Below are 23,241 nucleotides of genomic sequence, written 5' to 3' on the forward strand. Positions count from 1 at the left end.
TTTTGCCGCGGCCCCTTGCTGCGGCGCAGCTATAGGGCGCAATGCATGTTTACTGATTCCCACTGTCACCTGAGCTTTCCCGAGTTGGTGGCTTCGCTGCCAGCCATTCGCCAATCCATGGCCGAGGCCAGCGTGGACCGCGCCCTGTGCATCTGTACGACGCTGGAAGAGTTTCCTGACGTGCACCGACTGGCCACCACGTACGACAACTTCTGGTCCAGCGTCGGCGTGCACCCGGACAACGAAGGCGTCACCGAGCCCACGTTGGACGACTTACTGCAACGCGGACAACTGCCCCGCGTCGTTGCCATCGGCGAAACCGGGTTGGACTATTACCGGTTGGGCGACCGAACCATCGCAGACATGCACTGGCAGCGCGAGCGCTTTCGCACCCACATACGGGCAGCGCGGCAGTTGCAAAAGCCGCTGGTGATCCATACCCGCAGTGCGTCGGACGATACGCTGGCCATCTTGCGGGAGGAGGGTGAAGACGGCTCGGCAGGGTCTGCAGGCGGCGTGTTCCACTGTTTTACAGAAAGCCATGCGGTCGCCCGCCAGGCGCTGGACTTGGGGTTCTACATTTCCTTCTCTGGCATCCTCACGTTCAAGACTGCGCAGGATTTGCGTGATGTGGCGACCTGGGTGCCAATGGATCGCCTGCTGATTGAGACCGACAGCCCCTATTTGGCGCCGGTGCCGTACCGCGGTAAAACCAACAATCCATCCTATGTACCTTTTGTCGCCAAGCAGCTCGCAGCCCTGAAAGATTGCAGCGTGGAAGAAATTGGACAGGCCACCAGCCACAACTTTACACAGCTGTTTTCGGGTGTTCAGTTATGAGAAATTACTTTAAATATGCTACGTATCTAATTGTTTTGCCTTGGTTTTCTATTGCCTCAGCTGGTTCTTATGATGACTTCTTTTCGGCGCTGCAACGCGACGATATTGTGGTGGTGCGCGGGCTGCTGAATCGCGGTTTCGACCCAAACACGGTCAACCCCAAGGGCGACCCGGCACTGATCGCAGCGCTGCGTGAACCGTCGTTGAAGGTGGTTAGCGCCCTGGTCGAAGACCCAAAAACAAAGGTCGAGGTGCGCACCGCGCAAGATGAAAGCCCGTTGATGCTGGCAGCCCTGGAGGGCTACGATGCGATTTGCAAGCAACTGATAGCGCGGGACGCCGATGTCAACAAGACCGGCTGGACACCGCTGCACTACGCGGCAACCGGGGGGCACGTCGCCGCCATCCGTTTACTGCTGGAAAACTATGCCTATATCGATGCCGCATCGCCGAACGGCAGCACGCCACTGATGATGGCGGCCCGGTATGGCGGCAACGACGCTGTAAAGCTGCTGTTGGAAGCCGGAGCGGATCCAGCATTGAAAAACGCTTTGGGTTTAACCGCCATTGATTTCGCAGCACAAGTCAAGCGGGACGACACCGTGGCGTTGATCGCTGCTGAGGTGCGCAGGCAGCGCAAAAGCGTATGGTGACGTGCCGTAATTACTTTATACGATGTATATTATGTTAAGTAATGTCAGCACGATGAAACCTCTTTTCTAGAGAATCTCGAACGTTACGGTTGGCACGCTGGCGTCGGCAAAAGACGCGCCCAGCGCCAATTCTCCCTTGCCGTGCAACACGCACTCCGCACGCCGCAACAACACGTCTGCTCCCTTGGTCCCCTCAAAACGGACCCAACTGCCGTAGCTACTGGCATCCACAAACACCACACTGCCATTGCGCCACTCCAGGCGCGCGTGGATGCGGGACACGCGTGGATCGTTGACAACAAAATCAGCATCGTGTACTCGACCTAGCTGGACCGGTAGCTCAAAGGACTTGAAGCGGCGCATGTTTCCAGACCAGGTCAGTTCCACCTCGCGCCCGAGGGCGTCCCGTTCGCCCAAAACCTGCGCAGGGTCAAAAGTGCCTTGCATCGTCAGAAAGTCCGATGCGATGTCCTCATGCCACTCGATCTGGTAGACAACACACGGCTCGGCGCGGCCGCGGATATTGATGGGCCCCAGCATGCGAAAGCTTGTTCCCTGGGTTTCGGTGGCCGAGGACAAAGATGCTGCGTTGGCCCAAATCTGGTACGGCCCGCACAGATCGCACAGTCGGGACGCGACATTGACGGCATCTCCGTAGCAGTCGCCTGCAACAATCTCAACCTCGCCGCTGGCCACGCCGATGCGCATGGGCATACGCAACTCTGTCGGTGTGCGCAGCATGCGGGCAGAATGCGTGCGTTGGATATCGACCACCGCGGTAACGGCGCTCAGGCCATCGGGAAACATCGCCAACACCCCATCTCCGAGGGTTTTGACCACACGACCACCGTTTTCGATACATTGCTGGGAAATACGCGAGGTGATCTCGGTCACTGTCTCGGTCGCAAGAGCATTGCCCAAGGCCTCAAACACCGCTGTGCTGCCATGCAGATCCGTAAATACAACGGTGGTTTGAACGCCCATTCCCGATAGTTCCGATTCGTGTCTAGGGTTAGAGTTTAGGTCATTGCGGCAATCTTGAGAACCTTAGCCAAAACGCCGCTGAAGCCGAGCTAGGCCCTATTGCACTGATCGCGCTTTATTTGGTATGGTACGACCACTTTGTCTCTGAATTAAAAAAATGAGTTGGATTCGTTCTTCCCTGATGACAGGGGTGCACAGTTTTTTCAACAGCCAGACTGGCGACCACGAGTCGAGAATGCAAGCCGCATTGGAAGACATCCGTGAAGTCATGCTGGAGAACTTGAGTGTGCCCGGCGCCGCGACCGCCTCCAAGCTGGAGCTAAAGGTAACCTATGCCAGTGATTTGAACGATCTCTGGTATTTGCGCGGCGATGTCATGGCAGCCATCGCGGCGGTAGACGGTGAGGCCGTTGCGCGCCAGAAACTCGATCAGATCAGTGGCATGTTCAAAGGTTTGTTGCCCAAATCACTGACTACGCGCGCCAGCAGCCTTCGGGACTGAACAGCGCGCATGCGGTCATAGGACTCAATGGTGGTGACCGTGGTCATCACCATGTTCGTGGCTGTGGTCATGGCCCCAAAACAGCAGCACATCCCTGCCCTCAGCCAGTAGATCGGCTTTGGCACCGACCGGTAGCAGCACTTTGGTGGCCACATGTCCGTAGGGCAAATTGGTCAGAATGGGCGTCTTGATCTGGCTGCGCAGCCATTGCACTACCGTGGCCAGTTTGAATCCCTTGTCGTGGGCAGACAGTTTGTATTCGGTGAACTGGCCCAGCACAATCGCCTTTTGTCGCGCCAACACACCAGCGTGCAGTAACTGGGTCAACATGCGTTCGATGCGGTAGGGGTGCTCTCCGACATCTTCCAGAAACAGGATGCCGCCCTTGATTTCGGGAAAATATTCTGTCCCCATCAGCGACGTCAGCATGGCCAGATTGCCGCCCCAAATGGTGGCCTTGCTGGCACGCACGGTGGCGTCTTGTGGTTGTCCGGGCTCGCGGTTCTGGCGCCAACCCGTGCCCTCGCCCTGCCCCGTCACCATGTCGTTGAAGCAGTCTTCCATGATGTCGTCAGGGACTGCGGCTTCCGCGTGGCCATGGCCGTCCAGCAGATCGGGCTTGCCGCCTACGCCAAAGCCTTCACACAGTGCCGGGCCGGCCCATGTGGTGCTGCCGGTCTTGGCCAGCATTGCCAATTGCAGGGCCGTGAAATCGCTGATGCCGACAAACTGGGTGCCACGTTCAATCGACTTGGCCAAGGCCTTGTAACGTATGCCGCCCAGGATGCGCGTCAGTCCGTAGCCTCCTCGGGAAATCATCGCGACATCGGCACCACTGGCGGCCGCACGGTGGATGGCGGCTAAGCGGGTTTCGTCATCGCCGGCAAAGCGCAGGTGGCTCTTCAATGCGTCAGCATCGACTTCCACGTCGTGGCCCAGGAACTGCAGGCGTTGCACACCGCGTTTGAAAGCGGCTTTGTCGCGAACGGCGCCGGAGGGGGAATAGATGTAGATGTGTTTCTTTTTCACCGCCCCATTATCGGGCAGTGACGGCGCCGTTTTTGGGCTCAGGCGGCCGCGCCGCGCGCTGCGATCCACTGCACCAGGTCTTGCGCTACCATGGGCTTGGCATACAGGTAACCCTGCCCCTCATGGCAACCCATCTTCAACAGGGTCTGCGCCTGCTCTTCTTCCTCGATACCTTCGGCAATCACCGTCAGGTTGAGGTTGCGCCCCAGTTCAATGACCATGGACGCAATGTGCCCGCCCATCACCGCACGATTGAGCTCGGTAACGAAGGCGCGGTCGATTTTCAAGCGGTCAATCGGCAATTGGCGCAAGTGGCTAAGCGACGAATAGCCAGTGCCAAAGTCATCGATGGCAATCGAAATATCCATCTTGCGGACCTTGTGCAGGGTTTCTAGCATGAAGTCCGGGTCTTCCATCGCGACCGACTCGGTGATCTCCAACTCCAGGCATTTGGGGTTGATGCCGGTCTCAGTCAGTGCGGAACGCAGCTTGTCCAGGAAGCCCGGATGACGGAACTGGATCTGCGACACGTTGACCGACATGCGAAGATCAGGCAAGCCCAGGGCCTGCAGGCGCGCAAGCTCCATACACGATACCCGCAACACCCAGTCACCAATGGCAATGATCATCCCCGAGGCTTCAGCTAGCGGGATGAAACGGTCCGGTGGCACAAAGGTGCCATCCTCGTTGCGCCAGCGGATCAGGGCTTCCACGCCAACCAATTTGCCGCTGAGCAGATTGACCTGCGGCTGGTAGACCACGAACAGGCGTTCGCTCTCAACTGCATGTCGCAGGGCCTGCAACAGGCGCACGCGTTCGCGGATATCGGCACCCATCTGGGCGGAGAACATCACAAAACCGCCACGCCGATTTTTCTTGGCCAGCTTGAGTGCGATGTTGGCGTCCTTGAGTGCATCGCGCCCCGCGATACCAGTCCCCAGTTCCTGCGTCAACCCCATAGTTGCCGTAACGACCATGGTGTCGTCTTGCACGTTGAATGGTGCGCGGAACAAGTCCAACACCGTCAATGGATCCAATACGCAGCTGTCGCCCATCAGGCCAAATGTGTCGCCGCCCAGGCGGGCGAGGATCACGTCGGAACCTAACTCCAGCTTCAGACGCTCGGCGACGGCTTGGAGTAGGCGATCGCCCTGCTGGTGACCCAGCGCGTCGTTGATTTCCGAAAAGTCGTCGATGTCCAGAATGGCAATGACATCAGACATGAACTGACCGGAGAACAGGCGTTCGTCGGCCAGATCGATGAATTTATTGCGGTTAGGCAAACTGCACAGCCGGTCATAAAACGCCAACTGATCCAGCTTGCGAATCTGCTCGTACGCCCGCACCGCCGCTGTCACGGTGGCATAGAGCTTGGTGCGGGTGAGCTCGGATTTGGTCTTGTAATCGTTGATGTCGAAATCGTGGATGGTTTCGATCTCAGGTGCATAGCCGGGTTGACCCGTGCGCAGGATGATGCGCAACTCCGCCAGACGCAGGTCTTGCCGAATGGTTTTGACCAGGGCCAGGCCAGCATCTTCCCGCTCCATCACAACATCCAGCAACACCACGGCGACGTCGGCTTCAGAGCCCAGCAACAGGGTTGCTTCGGCGGCGGAGTAGGCGTGCAGGAACTGTAAAGGCCGCCCGAGAATTTTGACGCCAGACAACGCAAAGGTCGTGGCCCGGTGTACGTCCGGTTCGTCGTCGATGACCATCAATCGCCAGACCAGTCCCGCGGCGACTCCGGTATCGGTTTCGTCATCCAGGAAATGTAGCGTGTCAGTATCGGTGTGCATTCAAACTACAAGTGTTGTCTGTCCGTCGGTTGCCTACCGAACATTGTGCACCACCAATTCCCAAAATGTCGGTAATGCGATAAAACAATGCAAAACATTTGGCAGCCCAGGTTGGGTTCTACCGCGATAAGCCTTGCGGACCCGCCTGCGAGCAGACAAACAAGTTAACGGCCGCCCTGGCTATGGGCTCGCCCATTTCCTGCACAAAATGCCCACCTTCTTCGACGTACAAAGGTTCCGGGCAGCCGCGCAGGGAGTGCCGTAGCTGCTCCATGACCGGCGCGCCCAGCACAGGGTCCTGCATGCCCACGGCCATCAGGGTTTGACCTTGCCACTGCAACTGCCAGAACCCGCGCGCAGCGCGCGATACCGCGGCGCCGTCGGCATCCAGGTTATTTGGCACCAGGGGCGGAAAGGCACGGGTGGCTGCCCGGTGGCCTTTGTCTGGAAACGGGGCTGCGTAAGCCGCGCATTCAGCAGCTGACATGTGGGGATTCCCTCGCGCAAAAAGGCGGGCTATGTCAAAGTCGGGGTTCTTGGCGCACATTTCGCGCCAGGCCAGAAAACCGGGCGGTAACGGCGCATCCCCCGTGGCCAAGGTGGTGTTCATAACCAAGAGTCCAGAAAAGCGTGTCGGCATGGCCATGGGCAAGGTCAAACCGATCAGGCCTCCCCAATCCTGCACAACCAGGACGACGCGCTGCAAATCCAGCCGTTCGACCAGCTCCAACAGCGTCTGGCGGTGGAAGCTGAAGCTGTGCGCAGACTCCTTCTTGAATTTGTCGCTCTTGCCGAACCCAATCAAGTCTGGCGCCACGACGCGGTGCCCAGCCTGCAGGAAAACCGGGATCATCTTGCGGTACAGATAGCTCCACGCCGGGTTGCCGTGCAGGCACAGGTAGGTGAGTCCGCTCTCCAGTGGGCCCTCGTCCAGGTAATGCATGCGCAGGCCGGCCAGCGCGGGCAGGTCGCTAACGTAGCGTGGTAACCACGGGTAGTCAGGCAAGTTGACGAACCGGTCATCTGGCGTGCGGACCGCATCGTCGCGCAAGGGGTGCTGCGCCCTCCTCTCGTGCGTTTTCGCATCCCGCCGGTTTTGGAAAAAGCTCTGCAGTGTCGTAGCGCAGGCTTCTGCCTGTACGCCACCGCGGACCTGTGTCTGGTGGTTGAGTTGCGTCTGCGCGAAGAGGTTGACGACCGACCCGGCCGCACCGGTCTTGGGGTCTGCAGCGCCAAACACCACCCGTGCCAATCTTGCGTGCAACATGGCGCCGCTGCACATGGCACACGGCTCCAGCGTGACATAGAGTTCACAGCCATCCAGCCGGTAATTGCCCAGCGTCGCCGCCGCTGCACGCAGCGCAACGATCTCGGCGTGGGCCGTAGGGTCGTGCGAAGTTATGGGCGCATTGCGGCCGGTGGCGATAACCTGGCCGTCTTTGACCAGCACCGCACCTACAGGAACCTCGCCTGCATCTGCGGCTGCCTGCGCCTGTTCCAAGGCCAGTTGCATGAAATCCGCATCGCCCAAATTTGCTACCATTTTAGGAGCTGCTTACGCACGCTGAACGGGGGCTACAAGCCAATTCGGCTTAAACCTATTTGTCATCCGTCGGCATGGGCCGGGCCTCTTGCATAGTGTTCTCCACACTTTGCTTTACCTGTTGTTGCAGCAATTGGCTTTGCTCTTTGACGGTGGCGCCTGCCGGAGCGCTGGCCAGGCCGGCTGGCGGGGCTACGGTGGTCACCGACGACAGGTTCTTCTTGGCCAGCACGCCCACAATGGCCAGCGTCAGCAGCAAGCCCACTACCCCAAACATTCCACGCATGTCAGTCTCCTGCCTTGTGTCTAATGGCTGCCGCAAGCAAGCGGCCCTAATCACCCGATTTTGCCCACTTTTGCTGGACTCTTTTGTCACTCACCGGCGCAATGCCCAGCGCGCCAGCGGTATGTGTTCTGTTTTGTTCAGCAGGCTGTGCACGAGGACGAATTCGTCAGCAACCCAACGCACTGTCTCGACCGGATGTTCTTCTACACTTTTTGCGTCGTACAACAAGGTCATATGCGGCGTGTAGGACTGTGAGTTGCCGATCTTGAGCCCCGCCTTTGCCATCGCCACGCGCAGGGTGCGCTGAAAATCGATCAACGTTGCGACCCCGTCACCGCCGAGCAAAACGTAAGGATTTTTGTCCCGCTTGGCTGCGAAACTGGCGGCGCGATCCAGTGCGATCTCAAACGGGGGTATGGCAACCGCTGCGGCCGCCCCTGCCTCTTTGGCCATGGCCACGATATGCGGCGGTAATCCGGCAAAGTCACCGACGTGGTACAGCGTCACATGGAAGCGCTCCGTCAGCAGCGGCTTGCCACTGAGCCCGTGCTCGGCGCGGAGCCGGGCTGCCAACTGTTGTACGTCGGGCGCTACGCTAGCCGTCGGGTAAATACCGAAGAAAATACGGTCTGTAGGCTCCGGCTCTGCATCGAAACCGGGCAATGCGGACTGCACCGGGCCACCCGCACGCGCCTGTCTTTGGTTGCTAGCCATGGTCCTGACAGGAACGCCTGCCTATTCCCACTCGATCGTGGCTGGCGGTTTGCTGGACACGTCGTAGGTCACGCGGTTGATGCCCCGCACTTCGTTGATGATGCGCCCCGATACCTTTTTGAGCAGCGCATAGGGCAGCTCGGCCCAGTCGGCGGTCATGAAATCACTGGTCTGCACGGCGCGCAGAGCCACGACATAGTCGTAGGTGCGGCCGTCGCCCATGACGCCGACGCTCTTGACGGGCAGGAACACGGTAAAGGCCTGGCTGGTCAGTTCATACCAAGTCTTGCCGGTGGTGTCATCCCGGAAGTTGCGCAGCTCTTCGATAAAGATCGCATCAGCCCGGCGCAGCAGGTCGGCATATTCTTTTTTGACTTCGCCCAAAATCCGCACGCCCAGGCCGGGGCCGGGGAATGGGTGGCGGTAGACCATGTCGTGTGGCAAACCGAGGGCAACGCCCAGCTCACGTACCTCGTCCTTGAACAATTCGCGCAGCGGCTCCAGCAGTTTCAAGCCCAGTTGCTCGGGCAAACCGCCCACGTTGTGGTGGCTCTTGATGGTGACGGCTTTTTTGTTGCCGGCACCGCCGGATTCGATAACATCCGGGTAGATCGTTCCCTGGGCCAGCCATTTGGCACCTTTGGCGCCTTCGCCCTTGAGTTTGGCAGCCTCTTGTTTGAACACGGTGACGAATTCGCCACCAATGACCTTGCGCTTGGCTTCCGGGTCGCTGACGCCTGCCAGCTTGCCCAGGAACAAATCGCTGGCGTCGGCGCGGATGACCTTGGCATGCAGCTTGCCGACAAACATGTCCATCACCATGTCGCCTTCATTGAGGCGCAACAGGCCGTGGTCCACGAACACACAGGTCAGTTGGTCGCCAATGGCGCGGTGGATCAGGGCTGCGGCTACCGATGAATCGACGCCGCCAGACAAGCCCAGGATGACTTCTTCGTCGCCCACCTGGGCACGGATGCGCTCCACCGCCTCGGCGATGTAGTCACCCATGATCCAGTCGGCACGCGTGCCGCAAATGCCCAGCACAAAACGGTTCAGGATGGCCTGGCCTTGTTTGGTGTGCGTGACTTCGGGGTGGAACTGAACAGCGTAGAAGCGTCGGGCCTCATCCGCCATGGCGGCTATGGGGCAGGCGGCGTTAGATGCCATCAGCGTAAAGCCGGGCGGCATCTCGGTGACCTTGTCGCCGTGGCTCATCCAGACGTCCAGCATGCCGTGCCCCTCGGCTGTGGTGCTGTCCTGTAGGCCTTCGAAAAGTTTGGTGTGACCGCGCGCACGGATCTGCGCCGACCCAAATTCGCGGGTGTGGCCCGCTTCAACCTTGCCACCGAGCTGCTGGGCCATCGCCTGCATGCCATAGCAAATGCCCATAACCGGAACGCCTAGTTCGAATACAACTTGGGGTGCCTTGTCCGTAGTTTCTTCGTAGATGCTGGCGTGGCTGCCGGACAGGATGACGCCCTTCAACAATCCGTCTTTGGCATAGTTGCGCACCCATTCTTCGCTTACATCGCAGGGATGCACCTCGCAGAACACATGGGCTTCGCGGATGCGGCGGGCGATGAGCTGGGTGACCTGGGATCCGAAATCGAGAATGAGGATGCGTTCGTGTGTCATGGGAAAAAATTCAAGCTTGAGAAATGCTGCCAGCCCGCAGCGCGCGCTGGCGTTGAAAGTGCCACACCGCCAGGCCCAGGGCCAGCATTTGTATCAGGCCGCCCACGAAGAAGGGCAGGCCCAGGCGGATATCGCCGCGCGGCGCATCGGACACCAGCGCAAGCATGCCGCCACCAGCCACGGGCGCCAGCACCGCCATAAGGCTGTTGACTGAGGACACAGCGCCCAGTGTGCGGCCCTGTATTTTCTCGTCCGCCGCGCCGGACACGATGCTTTGCAGGTTGGAGCCGGTGGCTGCCGAGAACATGTTCAATACGATGATGACAAACAGCATCCACGATTCGGTTGCTAGACCGTAGGCCACATACGCCATGCTGGCGCTGCACATGCCGATCACGGCTAGGCGTTGCGTCGAAATGCGCTTAAGTATGTGTTTCAGCAACACGCCCTGCATCAGCACGCTGACGACGCCTACCACCATCAGCGACCAGCCGGTCTCTCTCGGGCCCCAGCCAAACTTGAACGTGGTGTAGAGCACCCAGGTGGCGTGCAGCATGAATTGCGCGAGTGTGGTCAAGGCCAGCACGGCGACCAAAGGCCCGATGCCGCGCAGATCGATCAAGCCCATCAACGAGGCGATGGGGTTGGCTTTGCGCCACTCAAATGCGCTGCGCTTGGCTTGCGGCAAGCTCTCGGGTAACACAAAGTAGCCGTAGATCCAGTTGATGACGGCCAGTGAACCGGAGGCCACAAACGGAAGGCGCAAATCGACGTCGCCCAGAATGCCGCCCAGGGCGGGCCCGAGGATGAAGCCCAAGCCCATCATGGCTCCCAGCAGTCCGAAACGACGGGCCCGGTCCGGCGCTGGCGTAATGTCGGCCACATAGGCGTTGGCCACCGCGATGTTCGCCTGCATGGCGCCGCCAATCAGGCGCACGACGACCAGCAACCACAGGCTGTGGGCCGCAGCCGTCATAAAGAAGGTGAAGGCCAGGCCGCAAAAGCCGAGCAACAACACCGGGCGACGCCCATAGCGGTCGGACAGTGCCCCAAGAATGGGCGCGCCAAAGAAGTTGGCAATGCCGAATGCAAACATCATGGCCCCAAACCAGAAGGCTTGGTCGCCCTGCGAATGCGTGAACTGGCCGACCAGGTGCGGCAATACCGGAATCATCAAACCAATCGACATCATGTCGATCAGCACGGCGATCATGATGAAGCGCATCGCAGCTGGCCGGCCCTCGGCCGTGGCTACTAAGTTGTCAGTCGGCGCGGTAATTGGGGGCCTCTTTGGTGATCTGCACGTCGTGGACGTGGCTTTCGCGGATGCCGGCGGTTGTGATTTCTACAAACTCAGCCTTGTCCTGCATGTCCTGGATCGTCGCGCAACCGCAGTAGCCCATGCTGGCCCGGATACCACCTGCCATCTGGAACACGATGGAGACCATCGAGCCCTTGTAGGGCACGCGGCCTTCAATGCCCTCGGGCACCAGCTTGTCGGCATTCGGGTTGCCGGTGCTGGATTCCTGGAAGTAGCGGTCCGCACTGCCCTGCTGCATGGCGCCGATGGAGCCCATGCCGCGGTAGCTCTTGTAACTGCGGCCTTGGAACAAAATGACCTCGCCGGGGGCCTCTTCGGTACCGGCAAACATGCCGCCCATCATCACGGTACTGGCACCGGCGGCTATGGCCTTGGAGATGTCACCGCTGTAGCGAATGCCGCCGTCGCCGATCAACGGCACGCCGGTGCCCTTGAGTGCGGTGGCCACGCTGTCGATAGCCATGATCTGTGGCACACCCACACCCGCGACGATGCGGGTGGTGCAGATGGAACCGGGGCCAATGCCCACCTTCACTGCATCGGCGCCGGCTTCAACCAGCGCCAGCGCAGCGGCGCCAGTGGCGATATTGCCGCCCACCACGTCGACTTGGGGGAAATTCTGCTTGACCCAGCGCACGCGGTCGATGACGCCTTTGCTATGGCCGTGTGCTGTGTCCACAACGATGGCGTCTACTCCTGCGCGGACCAGCGCTTCAACACGCTCTTCGGTGCCCTCGCCCACGCCCACCGCTGCACCTACGCGTAAACGGCCAGTGGCATCGCGTGCGGCGTTGGGAAAGTTGAGTTGCTTGGTGATGTCCTTGACGGTGATCAGACCCTTGAGCTCGAATGCGTCGTTCACGACCAGCAGACGCTCCAGCTTGAACTTGTTGAGCAGCGCCTTGGCGGCTTCAGGGGTGGTTCCATCGGGCACGGTGATCAGACGCTCGCGCGGCGTCATGATCTCACGCACGGTCTGCTCGTAACGGGTCTCGAACCGTAGATCGCGCCCGGTGACGATGCCGACGACCTTGCCCCCATCCACGACCGGGAAGCCCGATACGCCGAGCTGCTCCGACAGTGCGATGACTTGGCGTACCGTGGTGTCGGGGGTGATAACGACCGGGTCGCGCAAAAGGCCAGACTCGTAGCGCTTGACCTTGGACACCTGAGCCGCTTGCTCGGCGGCCGTCAAATTCTTGTGGACGATGCCCATGCCGCCCTCTTGCGCAATAGCGATTGCGAGACGGGCTTCAGTGACCGTATCCATAGCTGCAGACACCAGGGGCAGGTTCAGCGCAATGTTGCGGGAGAAGCGGGTGGCGAGGGAGGTGTCCTTGGGCAGGACCTGGGAATACGCGGGGACCAACAACACATCGTCGAAGGTGAGCGCTTTGCCGAGGAGGCGCATGTCAAAGCTCCAAATGTCGAAATTGTACCCGTGGTGCAAGTCAACCAATCAGTGGGGGACAACCGTTGAACTCTATAAATGCCGCCGATCGTTACAATTTTGACACCGCCTTCGGTGTGCAACGCTACACTTCTGCCATGAAACTGACTCAAACACTACTGGTTATAACCTTGACTAGCCTAAGCTTTGCGGCGTCGGCCCAGTGGCAGTGGTTGGACAAGGACGGACGCAAGGTTTACAGCGACCGCGCGCCACCATCGGACATACAGGATAAGAATATCGTCAAACGGCCGAATAGTGCGAAGCGGCCCGCCGCACCGGGCGCAGAGACGGCTGCCGAGCCAGAGGGTGCAGCCTCAGCACCAGTCGCGGCAAACCCTACCCCGCCGGCCTCCGGCGCCAAGGTAGGGGGTACGGATAAAGACCTCGAAGCCAAGAAAAAGCAGGCGCTGGATGCAGAAGCCGCCAAACGCAAGGCTGCTGAAGAACAGTTCACCAAAGCAAAGATTGAAAGTTGTGCCCGTGCAAAGCAAGCCAAGACCATGTATGAGTCCGGCGTGCGTGTGGGGACCACTAACGCTGCAGGTGAGCGAGAAATTATGAGCGATGCAGCGCGCGCTGAGGAAATGAAGCGCATACAGGCTATTCTGAACAAAGACTGCAATTAGTCAGTACCCCGCCTTGGCTCCCACGCGGCGCTTGGCAAACAAGCCCGCGGCCTTCTTGGCACCCTGACCGACAAAACGTTCCCTGCGCGCAACCTTGGGATCAACGGTCAGAGGGCGGTAAACCTCGACACGATCCTGGTTGCACAGCACCTGCGTCAGCTCCGCTTTTTTGCCCCAGACTCCGACGCCCACGGTCGCGCAAGCCGCTTCAGGAAACTTCGCGCCCAGCCCGCTGCGCTGCAAGGCCTGCGCCACGGTAGCGCCCTCCTCCATTTGGACTATTTCTTCGGCGACTTGCCTAGGCCCAGCCGAATACAGGACGGTGATGGTCAGCGGCATGTCAGCTCCCGTAAACCTGTTCGGCGCGTTTGACAAACGCATCTACCAGATCCGTTGCGATCCGGTCGATGGCCGGAGCTGCCAGCTTGCCCAGTGTGGAGCTGTTCAGGCGGTAGTTGACGGCCAGCTCGACCTTGCAGGCGCGCTGTGAGCCATCGCCTAACGGAATGAAATTCCACTGACCATCGAGGTGCGAAAACGGTCCGTCCAGCAGCTCCATGTCGACCTGGCTATCGGTGATATGCACATTGCGCGTGGTGAAAGTTTGGCGCACGCCACCAAATGACATCGCAACTTCAGCCGTCATCCCGCCATCATGTTCTTCAAGGATGCGAGCCCCTTCGCACCAGGGGAGAAATTGGGAATACCGCTGTACATCGGTCACCAGGTCATACATCTCACGCGGGCTGTACCAGATTAAAACGGACTTGTTAACGGTTTTCATAGAATGGAGGTCTGCGCGGGATTGTAGACAAGCACTCAAGCACACCTTTCAATCCCGTCTGTCACCCCTATTTAAGTTCCATGGCCAAAAAACCCGCGATCAATACCCGCATTGCCGACAACAAAAAAGCTGCGTTTAACTACTTCTTCGAAGAACGCTTTGAGGCGGGTCTGGTGCTGGAAGGCTGGGAGGTCAAGTCGCTGCGCGAAGGCAAGGTCCAGCTGACCGATGGCTATGTGGTTATACGCGGTGGCGAGCTGTTCATCATCGGCCTGCAGATCAACCCCTTGCACACCGCATCCAGCCACGTCAGTCCGGACAAGGTGCGCACCAAGAAGCTGTTGATGCACAAGGAGCAGATCCAGCGCCTGATTGGTAAGGTTGAGCAAAAGGGCTACACGCTGGTGCCAATCAACCTGCACTGGAAAGACGGCAAGGTCAAATGCGAGATTGCGTTGGCCAAGGGCAAGGCCGAACACGACAAGCGCGACACGATCAAGGACCGTGAAGGCAAGCGGGAAGTTGAGCGTGCTATGAAGAGCAAGGCGCGCTAAGAAGAGGCTGGGCGCCAGGGGGTTTTGCGCAGGTAAAGGAGGAGCCCGCGCAGCGGGCGGGGGACACGGAGCAAAACGCTCTGGTGCCCAGCCTCTTCCCAGACTCCTAGGCCAGATCTTTCAGCGGGTGTTTCCCTGCAGGCCAGGGGCTGACAAAGAATGGTGCCACCATATCCGGCGTTACGTCCGCTATACGCGCGGGGTTCCACACAGGCTTGTGGTCTTTGTCGATGGCCAGGGCGCGAATGCCCTCTACCGTTTCGCTGGACACACCAGAGCGGTCCAAATGGGCTGTGTAGAAGCAATGCTGCACCAGGTCGCGCTCCATACGCAGATCGTCGGCTAGCGTCATCGTGCGGGCGCGTCGAATCTGCTCCAGCACCACGTGCAACATCAGCGGGCTGCGGTGGCGCAGGGTTGCTGCCATGGCGCGTGCCGATTTAGTGCCTGAGGCTTCTAGTGCGGCGACGATGGCGGAAATACCGCCCAGGCCGAAAGCAGCGTAATTCTTTACGTCGAATTCGGCTGCAGCCCCCGCGGGTTGCGCGTAAGCAGCTATTACATTTGTAGCAATCCAGGACTGCAAAGCTTCCTGTGAACCCTGTGTTTGCAGCGCAGCCCACAACTCTGGCAGTGCTGCAGACGGCACACACACATCGGCCAGACCCCATGCCACGGCTTGGGCGCCGGTGATGGTGTCGCCGGTCAGCGCCAGGTACTCCCCGACATGGCCGGGGCAACGGCTCAGGAAGTAACCGCCGCCGACGTCCGGGAACAAGCCAATGCCCGTTTCCGGCATGGCCATCTTGGTTGTTTCTGTGACGATGCGCAGACTGCCCCCTTGGCTAATCCCCATGCCACCGCCCATGACGATCCCATCCATGAAGGCGATATAGGGCTTAGGAAAGTTGTGGATCAGGTGGTTGAGCGTGTACTCCTCGGTGAAAAACGTGTCCAGCGCCGTGTCACCCGACAACGCGGCTTGGTGGAAAAAGCGGATATCGCCACCGGCGCAGAAGCCACCGAACAAGGCCTCGGGGGTGCCAGGTCGACCGATTTTGTTGCTGCCGCGGATGGCAACCGCGATCACGGCCGGGTCGTCGCGCCAAGCCAGCAGTGTGGCCAGCAGGGTTTGCACCATGGGCAGGGACAATGCATTCAGCGCCTTGGGGCGGTTCAGCGTGATCAGGCCTATGCCACCCGCAACAGCGGTGTGGACTTCAGCAATGGTGTTGATGGTTGTGGTATTCATGGTGTTTGATGACTCCTTTGTTTCCAGCCCAGCAGCTCGTTGGCAACCAGGGCACCGATAACCAGTGTTCCGCCGACCAGCACCGTGCTGCCCGGCGTTTCACCTGCCCCTACCCAGACCAGCAGGATGCCGAACAGCACCTCCAGCAAGGCCAGCAGCGACAGTTCTGGCGCCTTCAGCACGCGGGCGCACAGCACCGACAGCACGCAAGGGATCGCCAACTGAAAAGCGCCTAAATAGGCCAGCAGGCCCAGATCGTGGGATGTGGCTTGGAACGGATAGGCCAGTGGCAACGTGAGCAGCGCACTGATGACGGCACCGACAAAAACCGCCGGAACGAGATCCACGTCCTGTCCCTGGGCATTTGCATTCTGTGTGACCGTCCAGTTCGTGGCGCCGGCAATGGGCACACACAGGGCCACCAACGTACCCAGCATCTGGCCGCCGGCGATCTGCGGGGCATACATGTAGGCGATACCGAAACCTGCCACGGCGATGGCGGCCCAGGTGCGCGCCGCAATTCGGTGGCCAATGAAGATGCGTGCAATCAAGGCCGTCATCAGCGGGCCCAGCGACATCGTAATCAACACATTGGCGACGCTGGTCAGCGTCAGCGCCACCATGTAGGCGGTAAACATCACGCTCCAGCAGACGCCCGAAATCCAGAATGCACGGCCAGCGTGGCGGATATCGGCAAAGACCGTGCGCCCACGCATCAGCGGCAAGATGAACAGCAACGACACTGCCGTGAACAAGGCACGCCAGAAGGTCACTTCAAAACTGCGCGCACCATCCAGGTGCCGCGAAACCACGCCCGCAGTCGACCACATGAAGGTCACAATGACCATCAGCAGCACAGCCCGGTTATGTGTCAGTTTCATAGCTAAAAGTGACGAGACGTCACGCAGCAGGTGTCTTCGACCAGGGTTACAGCGGAACCGGCTCCGCCGGGCCGCAGGTAACGCCCCCTGGGGGGAGGCGGCCGCTAGGCCGCTTCGGGGGGTTACGAGCGCGAAGCGCGTTTTCGATCGCTCTCGCTCAGATGGCGCTTGCGCAGACGCACGCTCTTGGGCGTGATTTCAACCAGCTCATCATCCTCGATGAATTCCACGCCGTATTCCAGCGTCAATTCGATCGGTGGCGTGATCTTGATCGCGTCTTCCTTGCCGGACACGCGGAAGTTGGTCAGCTGCTTGGTACGTGTGGCGTTGACGACCAGGTCGTTGTCACGGCTGTGGATGCCCACAATCATGCCTTCGTACACCGGGTCATTGGCGCGCACAAACATGCGGCCGCGGTCGTCCAGCTTGCCCAGCGCATAGGTGAAGATTTCACCGGCGTCCATGGAGATCAGCACACCATTCTTGCGGCCACCGATGTCGCCCTTGTGTGGCTCGTAGCAGTCGAAGATATTCGAGATCAGGCCGGATCCGCGGGTCAGATTCAAGAATTCGTTGGTAAAACCGATCAGGCCACGGGCCGGGATGCGGTATTCCAGGCGGACACGGCCGCGTCCGTCCGGCTCCATGTTCACCAGCTCGCCCTTGCGTTCGCCCAGTGCCTGCATCACGCCGCCCTGGTGGGTTTCTTCGATGTCAGCCGTCACCATTTCAATGGGCTCGTGCTTGACGCCGTCGATGTCCTTGAACATCACGCGCGGCTTGGACACGGCCATTTCATAGCCTTCGCGGCGCATGTTTTCCAGCAAGATGGTCAGGTGCAATTCGCCCCGGCCCATGACTTCGAAGATACCTTCTTCGTCGGTTTCGCTGACGCGCAGCGCCACGTTGTGTTGCAGTTCCTTTTGCAGGCGGTCCCAGATTTGGCGGCTGGTCACGTATTTGCCTTCGCGGCCAGCCAGCGGGCTGGTGTTGACGCAGAAATTCATCGTCAGCGTCGGCTCGTCCACCTTCAGCATCGGCAGTGGTGCCGGGTTGGTTGGGTCGGTGACTGTCACGCCGATGCCGATGTCTTCAATGCCGTTGACCAGCACGATGTCGCCTGGGCCGGCTTCCAGGGTTTGCACACGGTCCAGACCTTGGAAGGTCAGCACCTGGTTGATGCGGCCCTTGATGGACTTGCCATCCGGACCTTCGGCAACCAGCACGTCCATGCCAGGCTTGATCGTGCCCTGGCTGATACGTCCAACGCCGATGCGGCCGACAAACGACGAAAAGTCCAGCGCCGAAATTTGCAGCTGCAGTGGTGCCGCTGGGTCACCGGAGTTGGCTGGCACGTGTTTCAGAACGGTATTGAACAGGGCCGACATGTCGGGGCCCCACTGTTCACCCTGACCGCCCTCTTCCAGCGACGACCAGCCGTTGATGCCGGATGCGTAGACCACAGGGAAATCCAGTTGCTCATCAGTAGCGCCCAGCTTGTCAAACAGGTCGAACGCCGCGTTGACGACCTTGTCCGGGTTGGCGCCGGGCTTGTCCACCTTGTTGACGACGACGATGGGTTTGAGGCCCAGAGCCAATGCCTTCTTGGTCACGAAGCGGGTCTGGGGCATGGGGCCTTCTTGCGCATCGATTAGCAGCAGCACGCCGTCTACCATCGACAGCGCACGTTCCACTTCGCCGCCGAAGTCCGCGTGTCCGGGGGTGTCGACGATGTTGATGTGCGTGCCTTCCCAGCTGACGGCACAGTTCTTGGCCAAGATCGTGATGCCACGCTCTTTTTCGATCGCGTTGTTGTCCATCACCGTGTCGACGATTTTCTCGTGCTGGGCAAAGGTGCCGGACTGGCGCAACAACTGGTCAACCATGGTGGTCTTGCCGTGGTCAACGTGGGCGATGATCGCGATATTGCGGATTTGTTTGCTACTGCTCATGGTTCACTACTTTCTCGATTGAATCTGTTGTCTGCCAGACGCCGCGGGCGCTCAGGCGGCTTCCTTGTTGCTGTCTGCTTGCTGGGTTTGAGACTGTGCAATCTCAAGCGGGCTCAGCAAGCGCCCCGGTATCAACTCTCCTGCCTCAGTGTGGGCCGTGCCCAGCAAAGCGTGTGGCTCGGCGCTGTACACCGCCACCTGCTGTGCATCCGGCCAGTTTCCGCGACGGCGCACGCCGCTCAAAAACCGAACCGTATTTTCGCTGTCCAGCATGACCGGCGTGTGGCGCCCCAGCAGCGCATCCACCGGCAGCAGGCAGGCCAACCGCTCGTCTTCGCTCATTGCCTCCAGCGCCTCCAGCGTCACGCACTGCGCGGCGGTGAAGTCACCGGTTGCGGTTCGGCGCAAGCGGGTCAGGTGGGCACCGCAGCCAAGGGCCTCGCCGATGTCTTCACCCAGGGTGCGGATATACGTACCCTTGCTACACTTCACTACCATATTGATAGCAGGATGTTCAATATTGGCGAGGGCTAGCGCCACATCCAGCTTGTGGATGGTCACGCTGCGAGCCTCCCGCTCGACTTCAATCCCGGCGCGCGCGTACTCGTACAACGCTTTGCCATCCTTCTTCAGTGCACTGTGCATGGGTGGCGTCTGGCGAATAGGCCCGGTAAACAGGGGCACGACCCGCACAATATCAGCCGCATCCACATGGACGGGCCGCACCGCAATCACATCGCCTTCCGCATCGCCGGTACTGGTTTTGCTACCCAACAGCGCCGTTGCTTCGTACTCTTTGTCTGCCTCCAGCTGCATCTGGCTGAACTTGGTGGCTGCACCAAAACACAGCGGCAGCACGCCAGTCGCCAGCGGATCCAACGTTCCTGTGTGACCTGCCTTTTCTGCCCGCAACAACCATTTCACCTTTTGTAGCGCGTCGTTACTCGACCAGCCCAATGGCTTGTCCAGCAACAGCACCCCATGCACGGGGCGCCTAGTGACCCGTGCACGTGGCGCTTGAACCATGTTCTAGCCCTCGTCCTTCGAACGGGACGCCACGGCCTGGGCGATCAGCGCATTCATATCGGCCGCACGCTCCGTCGTACGGTCAAAGTGGAAGTGCAAGGTCGGTACAGTATGGATGTGCAGGCGCTTGAACAAACCAGCACGCAGAAAGCCTGCCGCCTGGTTCAAGCCTTCCGCGCAGGCGACAGGGTCCCCGGTCAGCAGGCTGAAGAACACCTTGGCGTGCGCGTAGTCCGGCGTCACCTCCACTGCCTGGATGGTCACCATACCAACGCGTGGGTCTTTCAACTCGCGCGCGATCAGCTCGGTCAGATCCCGTTGGATCTGATCGGCCACGCGGAAACCGCGGTGGGGGGTGGAAGACTTTTTCTTCATTCACAGACTCCGCACGCCGCCGGGCCTCCCCAACGCGGGCGACAGCCCCCTCGGGGGGCAGCGCAGTACACGCAGTGACAAGCGTGGGGGCTCATAAGGTACGGGCAATTTCGCGGATTTCGAAGAATTCCAACTGGTCACCGACAGAGATGTCGTTGTAGTTCTTGAGCTTGATACCGCACTCGAAACCTTCCTTGACTTCGCGCACATCGTCCTTGACACGCTTGAGCGAGTCCAGTTCGCCGGTGTAGACCACCATGTTGTCGCGCAACAGGCGGAAACGTGCCGTGCGATTGACCAGGCCAGAGGTGACCATACAACCCGCCACAGTGCCGATCTTGGATGCCACAAACACGGTACGGATCTCGGCAGTGCCCAGAATTTCTTCGCGCTTGTCCGGCGTCAACATGCCAGACATGGCCAGCTTGAGGTCGTCCACAGCGTCGTAAATGATGTCGTAGTAGCGGATGTCCACACCGTTGTTTTCGGCCAGTTTGCGGGCACCTGCGTCAGCACGGGTGTTGAAGCCGATGATGACGGCCTTGGCGGCAATCGCCAGGTTGACGTCGGACTCACTGATGGCGCCCACCGCGGCGTACACCATCTGCACCTTGACTTCGTCGGTCGACAGCTTGAGCAGCGACTGTGCCAGCGCTTCCTGTGAACCCTGCACGTCGGCCTTGACGATGATCGGAACCATCTTGACTTCGCCGGCATTGACGTCGGAGAACATGTTTTCCAGCTTGGCGGCTTGTTGCTTGGCCAGCTTGGTATTGCGGAACTTGCCGGCGCGGTAGGTTGCGATTTCACGGGCCCGACGCTCGTCGGCCAGCACCATGAATTCATCACCGGCCTGCGGCACTTCGGTCAAGCCCTGGATTTCGACCGGAATCGAAGGGCCTGCCGTCTTGATGGACTTGCCATTCTCGTCCAGCATGGCGCGCACGCGGCCATAGGTTTGACCCGCCAGCACCACATCGCCGGTCTTCAGCGTGCCGGATTGCACCAGGATGGTGGCAACCGGGCCACGGCCCTTGTCCAAACGGGCTTCGATCACCAGGCCCTTGGCCATGGCATCGACAGGTGCCTTGAGTTCCAACACTTCGGCCTGCAGCAACACCTGCTCCAGCAGTTCGTCGATGCCCTGGCCGGTTTTAGCCGACACGGACACGAAGGGTGAACTACCACCGAATTCTTCGGGAATGACTTCTTCCACCACCAGCTCGTTTTTCACACGCTCGGGGTTGGCATCTGGCTTGTCGATCTTGTTGATGGCCACGACGATAGGAACACCAGCCGCCTTGGCGTGCTTGATGGCTTCCTTTGTCTGTGGCATCACGCCGTCGTCGGCCGCAACTACCAGAATCACGATGTCGGTCGCGTTTGCGCCGCGGGCACGCATGGCCGAGAAGGCCTCGTGACCCGGGGTGTCCAGGAAGGACACGACACCGCGCGGTGTTTCCACGTGGTATGCGCCGATGTGCTGGGTAATGCCGCCGGCTTCACCGGATGCCACCTTAGCGCGGCGGATGTAATCCAGCAACGATGTCTTACCGTGGTCGACGTGGCCCATGACGGTGACGACTGGCGCACGTGGCAAGGCTTCGGCGTGCTGCTGCAGCACTTCGTCATCGGTAAACGCTTCGGCATCGTCCAACGCGGCAACCACGGCCTTGTGGCCCATTTCCTCAACCACGATCATCGCGGTGTCCTGGTCCAGCGGCTGGTTGATGGTGACCATCTGGCCCATCTTCATCAACGCCTTGATGACTTCCGAGGCCTTGACCGCCATCTTGTGAGCCAGTTCAGCAACGGTGATGGTTTCGGGCACGTGCACTTCCAACACGCGCGCTTCCACTGGAGCGGATGCCTGCTGGTTGTGGTCGCGGTCACGGTCATTGCTGCCTCGGCGGCCACGTGGACCCGCGCGCCAGTTGGTAGAGCGTCCTGCGCCTGCACCGGTGTCGCCGCGGGTAGGAATAGCCTTTTTCTTGGCCGGATCACCAGCCCAGCTGGAGGACAGCTTGGCGGATTTAACTTCTTTACCTGCACCGGGAGCCGCATTGGCGGGGCCGCCAGCTGCCGGTTTGGCGGGCTTGGCAACGACAGCGCCTGCTGCCGGCTTGTGCAGTGTGCCTTTCATGCCGGCCTTGGCGTCTGCAGCGGGCTTGACTTCTTCAGGCTTCTTCGCAGTCAGCACCCGTTTAGGGGCAGACATCATCGAACGGATGGCAGCAGCTTCCGCCTCCGCCTTGCGGCGACGGTCATTGAGGTCCACCGCGCGGGCAGCTTCTTCTTCGGAACGGGCCTTCGATTCGGCAGCAGCTTTTTCACGCACCTCTGCTTGGGCTGCAGCGCGTGCGACGGCTGCTTCAGCGGCCTCCGCGCTGGCCTCGGTCTTGCTCAACGTGGCCTGGCTCTTCTTTTCCTGCTCGGCAGCGGCATAGCTTGCAGCGCGCTCATCCGCCTCGCGGTGGCGTTGTTCCTCTGCTTCACGTTTGCGCCGCTTCTCTGCGAGCTCTTCCTCTTGGCGGCGGATCAGCTCGGCCTGGCGGCGGGCTTCCTCTTCGCGACGCGCCAGTTCGGCATTGTCGATCAGGGGTGCTGCGGCAGCTGACTCCTGGGGTTCCACACTCTCAGGCACCGGTGCCACGTCGTCATCACGCCGCACGAATGTACGTTTCTTGCGCACTTCCACCTGGATCGTGCGGGCTCTACCTGTGGCGTCGGCCTGCTTGATTTCCGTAGTCTGCTTCTTGACCAGGGTAATCTTCTTGCGATCCGGGCTCACGGTGCCGTGGCTGCTCTGCAGGAAATTCAGCAAGCTGTGCTTGTCCGAATCGGTCAGGACATCGGAGGCGGCCGCTTTGGCGACTCCGGCCGACTTCAGCTGCTCAAGCAGCGTGTCAGTGGATTTTTTGAGTTCGTTGGCAAACTCGGCGACGGTCGTACTGGACATTTGTGTGTGTAACCTTTGGCGGCAGCCCAACTGCATAGACGCAGTTGGTAGCCATGACTGAAATTTAATTTACATA

At 60.0% G+C, this 23,241-nt stretch carries 22 protein-coding genes; 5 read left to right on the forward strand and 17 right to left on the reverse strand.

Annotated elements, in window-relative coordinates; genetic code table 11:
• The first annotated feature begins 45 nt into the window (after positions 1–45).
• Both AC097P_RS15670 and AC097P_RS15675 read left to right on the forward strand, forming a co-directional pair.
• The gene (locus tag AC097P_RS15670) at positions 46–840 is read left to right on the forward strand and encodes a TatD family hydrolase (protein ID WP_479611363.1); all 795 of its coding nucleotides are present in this window, start codon (positions 46–48) and stop codon (positions 838–840) included.
• On the forward strand, positions 837–1,493 hold the full coding sequence (locus AC097P_RS15675; RefSeq protein WP_479611364.1) for an ankyrin repeat domain-containing protein: 657 nt from the start codon (positions 837–839) through the stop codon (positions 1,491–1,493). Before AC097P_RS15670 ends, AC097P_RS15675 begins: the two co-directional genes overlap by 4 nt.
• A gap of 66 nt (positions 1,494–1,559) precedes the next feature.
• On the opposite strand, the gene AC097P_RS15680 is transcribed toward AC097P_RS15675, so the two are convergent.
• On the reverse strand, positions 1,560–2,477 hold the full coding sequence (locus tag AC097P_RS15680; protein WP_479611365.1) for an adenylate/guanylate cyclase domain-containing protein: 918 nt from the start codon (positions 2,475–2,477) through the stop codon (positions 1,560–1,562).
• Positions 2,478–2,634: 157 nt separating this feature from the next.
• On the opposite strand from AC097P_RS15680, the gene AC097P_RS15685 reads away from it, so the two are divergent.
• Positions 2,635–2,979: a hypothetical protein gene (locus tag AC097P_RS15685; RefSeq protein WP_479611366.1), complete on the forward strand. Its 345-nt coding sequence runs from the start codon at positions 2,635–2,637 to the stop codon at positions 2,977–2,979.
• A 24-nt stretch (positions 2,980–3,003) separates the two neighbouring features.
• On the opposite strand, the gene AC097P_RS15690 is transcribed toward AC097P_RS15685, so the two are convergent.
• The 8 genes from AC097P_RS15690 to guaB form a co-directional block, all read right to left on the reverse strand.
• Entirely contained in the window at positions 3,004–4,008 is a 1,005-nt protein-coding gene (locus AC097P_RS15690) for an LD-carboxypeptidase (RefSeq protein WP_479611367.1), read from the reverse strand.
• A gap of 38 nt (positions 4,009–4,046) precedes the next feature.
• Entirely contained in the window at positions 4,047–5,804 is a 1,758-nt protein-coding gene (locus tag AC097P_RS15695) for a putative bifunctional diguanylate cyclase/phosphodiesterase (protein ID WP_479611368.1), read from the reverse strand.
• Between the two features lie 118 nt (positions 5,805–5,922).
• Complete coding sequence (gene tadA, locus AC097P_RS15700) at positions 5,923–7,347, reverse strand: tRNA adenosine(34) deaminase TadA (RefSeq protein WP_479611369.1); 1,425 nt, start codon at positions 7,345–7,347, stop codon at positions 5,923–5,925.
• A 55-nt stretch (positions 7,348–7,402) separates the two neighbouring features.
• Complete coding sequence (locus AC097P_RS15705) at positions 7,403–7,633, reverse strand: hypothetical protein (RefSeq protein WP_479611370.1); 231 nt, start codon at positions 7,631–7,633, stop codon at positions 7,403–7,405.
• 90 nt (positions 7,634–7,723) lie between these two features.
• Complete coding sequence (locus AC097P_RS15710; protein ID WP_479611371.1) at positions 7,724–8,347, reverse strand: 2'-5' RNA ligase family protein; 624 nt, start codon at positions 8,345–8,347, stop codon at positions 7,724–7,726.
• Between the two features lie 21 nt (positions 8,348–8,368).
• Positions 8,369–9,982: a glutamine-hydrolyzing GMP synthase gene (gene guaA, locus AC097P_RS15715; RefSeq protein ID WP_479611372.1), complete on the reverse strand. Its 1,614-nt coding sequence runs from the start codon at positions 9,980–9,982 to the stop codon at positions 8,369–8,371.
• A gap of 10 nt (positions 9,983–9,992) precedes the next feature.
• A complete protein-coding gene (locus AC097P_RS15720) occupies positions 9,993–11,207 on the reverse strand; it encodes an MFS transporter (RefSeq protein ID WP_479611373.1) in 1,215 nt (404 codons plus the stop codon).
• Between the two features lie 37 nt (positions 11,208–11,244).
• Positions 11,245–12,714 carry an IMP dehydrogenase gene (guaB, locus tag AC097P_RS15725; protein WP_479611374.1) on the reverse strand — a complete coding sequence of 490 codons (1,470 nt, stop codon included), beginning with the start codon at positions 12,712–12,714 and terminating at the stop codon, positions 11,245–11,247.
• Positions 12,715–12,779: 65 nt separating this feature from the next.
• Here guaB and AC097P_RS15730 point away from each other — a divergent pair, with 65 nt between their 5' ends.
• Positions 12,780–13,382, forward strand: a complete 603-nt coding sequence (locus AC097P_RS15730) for a DUF4124 domain-containing protein (RefSeq protein WP_479611375.1) — start codon at positions 12,780–12,782, stop codon at positions 13,380–13,382.
• Here the strand turns inward: AC097P_RS15730 and AC097P_RS15735 are convergent, their stop codons facing one another.
• Both AC097P_RS15735 and AC097P_RS15740 read right to left on the reverse strand, forming a co-directional pair.
• Positions 13,383–13,721: an RnfH family protein gene (locus AC097P_RS15735; RefSeq protein WP_479611376.1), complete on the reverse strand. Its 339-nt coding sequence runs from the start codon at positions 13,719–13,721 to the stop codon at positions 13,383–13,385.
• A 1-nt stretch (position 13,722) separates the two neighbouring features.
• Complete coding sequence (locus AC097P_RS15740) at positions 13,723–14,166, reverse strand: type II toxin-antitoxin system RatA family toxin (protein WP_479611377.1); 444 nt, start codon at positions 14,164–14,166, stop codon at positions 13,723–13,725.
• Between the two features lie 80 nt (positions 14,167–14,246).
• Between AC097P_RS15740 and smpB the strand changes: the two genes are divergently transcribed.
• Entirely contained in the window at positions 14,247–14,720 is a 474-nt protein-coding gene (gene smpB, locus AC097P_RS15745; protein ID WP_479611378.1) for an SsrA-binding protein SmpB, read from the forward strand.
• A 106-nt stretch (positions 14,721–14,826) separates the two neighbouring features.
• On the opposite strand, the gene AC097P_RS15750 is transcribed toward smpB, so the two are convergent.
• The 6 genes from AC097P_RS15750 to infB all read right to left on the reverse strand — a co-directional run bounded on the left by AC097P_RS15750 (position 14,827) and on the right by infB (position 23,165).
• Positions 14,827–15,972 carry an enoyl-CoA hydratase/isomerase family protein gene (locus AC097P_RS15750; protein ID WP_479611379.1) on the reverse strand — a complete coding sequence of 382 codons (1,146 nt, stop codon included), beginning with the start codon at positions 15,970–15,972 and terminating at the stop codon, positions 14,827–14,829.
• Positions 15,969–16,853 carry a DMT family transporter gene (locus AC097P_RS15755; RefSeq protein ID WP_479611380.1) on the reverse strand — a complete coding sequence of 295 codons (885 nt, stop codon included), beginning with the start codon at positions 16,851–16,853 and terminating at the stop codon, positions 15,969–15,971. The genes AC097P_RS15750 and AC097P_RS15755 overlap by 4 nt, the downstream gene beginning before the upstream one ends.
• A gap of 122 nt (positions 16,854–16,975) precedes the next feature.
• Positions 16,976–18,805, reverse strand: a complete 1,830-nt coding sequence (gene typA, locus AC097P_RS15760) for a translational GTPase TypA (protein ID WP_479611381.1) — start codon at positions 18,803–18,805, stop codon at positions 16,976–16,978.
• A gap of 51 nt (positions 18,806–18,856) precedes the next feature.
• Complete coding sequence (truB, locus tag AC097P_RS15765; protein WP_479611382.1) at positions 18,857–19,831, reverse strand: tRNA pseudouridine(55) synthase TruB; 975 nt, start codon at positions 19,829–19,831, stop codon at positions 18,857–18,859.
• Positions 19,832–19,834: 3 nt separating this feature from the next.
• The gene (gene rbfA / locus AC097P_RS15770) at positions 19,835–20,206 is read right to left on the reverse strand and encodes a 30S ribosome-binding factor RbfA (protein WP_479611383.1); all 372 of its coding nucleotides are present in this window, start codon (positions 20,204–20,206) and stop codon (positions 19,835–19,837) included.
• A gap of 91 nt (positions 20,207–20,297) precedes the next feature.
• On the reverse strand, positions 20,298–23,165 hold the full coding sequence (gene infB, locus AC097P_RS15775) for a translation initiation factor IF-2 (protein WP_479611384.1): 2,868 nt from the start codon (positions 23,163–23,165) through the stop codon (positions 20,298–20,300).
• Between the last annotated feature and the right edge of the window lie 76 nt (positions 23,166–23,241).

It is taken from the genome of Rhodoferax sp. ZS1R8, assembly GCF_056521325.1.

What these genes read in the sequence shown, in the direction of transcription:
- AC097P_RS15670 (WP_479611363.1), top strand. Translation starts at nt 46, where the DNA reads ATGTTTACTGATTCCCACTGTCACCTGAGCTTTCCCGAGTTGGTGGCT.
- AC097P_RS15675 (WP_479611364.1), top strand. Translation starts at nt 837, where the DNA reads ATGAGAAATTACTTTAAATATGCTACGTATCTAATTGTTTTGCCTTGG.
- AC097P_RS15680 (WP_479611365.1), bottom strand. Translation starts at nt 2,477, where the DNA reads ATGGGCGTTCAAACCACCGTTGTATTTACGGATCTGCATGGCAGCACA.
- AC097P_RS15685 (WP_479611366.1), top strand. Translation starts at nt 2,635, where the DNA reads ATGAGTTGGATTCGTTCTTCCCTGATGACAGGGGTGCACAGTTTTTTC.
- AC097P_RS15695 (WP_479611368.1), bottom strand. Translation starts at nt 5,804, where the DNA reads ATGCACACCGATACTGACACGCTACATTTCCTGGATGACGAAACCGAT.
- tadA (WP_479611369.1), bottom strand. Translation starts at nt 7,347, where the DNA reads ATGGTAGCAAATTTGGGCGATGCGGATTTCATGCAACTGGCCTTGGAA.
- AC097P_RS15705 (WP_479611370.1), bottom strand. Translation starts at nt 7,633, where the DNA reads ATGCGTGGAATGTTTGGGGTAGTGGGCTTGCTGCTGACGCTGGCCATT.
- AC097P_RS15710 (WP_479611371.1), bottom strand. Translation starts at nt 8,347, where the DNA reads ATGGCTAGCAACCAAAGACAGGCGCGTGCGGGTGGCCCGGTGCAGTCC.
- guaA (WP_479611372.1), bottom strand. Translation starts at nt 9,982, where the DNA reads ATGACACACGAACGCATCCTCATTCTCGATTTCGGATCCCAGGTCACC.
- AC097P_RS15720 (WP_479611373.1), bottom strand. Translation starts at nt 11,207, where the DNA reads ATGCGCTTCATCATGATCGCCGTGCTGATCGACATGATGTCGATTGGT.
- guaB (WP_479611374.1), bottom strand. Translation starts at nt 12,714, where the DNA reads ATGCGCCTCCTCGGCAAAGCGCTCACCTTCGACGATGTGTTGTTGGTC.
- AC097P_RS15735 (WP_479611376.1), bottom strand. Translation starts at nt 13,721, where the DNA reads ATGCCGCTGACCATCACCGTCCTGTATTCGGCTGGGCCTAGGCAAGTC.
- AC097P_RS15740 (WP_479611377.1), bottom strand. Translation starts at nt 14,166, where the DNA reads ATGAAAACCGTTAACAAGTCCGTTTTAATCTGGTACAGCCCGCGTGAG.
- smpB (WP_479611378.1), top strand. Translation starts at nt 14,247, where the DNA reads ATGGCCAAAAAACCCGCGATCAATACCCGCATTGCCGACAACAAAAAA.
- AC097P_RS15750 (WP_479611379.1), bottom strand. Translation starts at nt 15,972, where the DNA reads ATGAATACCACAACCATCAACACCATTGCTGAAGTCCACACCGCTGTT.
- AC097P_RS15755 (WP_479611380.1), bottom strand. Translation starts at nt 16,853, where the DNA reads ATGAAACTGACACATAACCGGGCTGTGCTGCTGATGGTCATTGTGACC.
- typA (WP_479611381.1), bottom strand. Translation starts at nt 18,805, where the DNA reads ATGAGCAGTAGCAAACAAATCCGCAATATCGCGATCATCGCCCACGTT.
- truB (WP_479611382.1), bottom strand. Translation starts at nt 19,831, where the DNA reads ATGGTTCAAGCGCCACGTGCACGGGTCACTAGGCGCCCCGTGCATGGG.
- rbfA (WP_479611383.1), bottom strand. Translation starts at nt 20,206, where the DNA reads ATGAAGAAAAAGTCTTCCACCCCCCACCGCGGTTTCCGCGTGGCCGAT.
- infB (WP_479611384.1), bottom strand. Translation starts at nt 23,165, where the DNA reads ATGTCCAGTACGACCGTCGCCGAGTTTGCCAACGAACTCAAAAAATCC.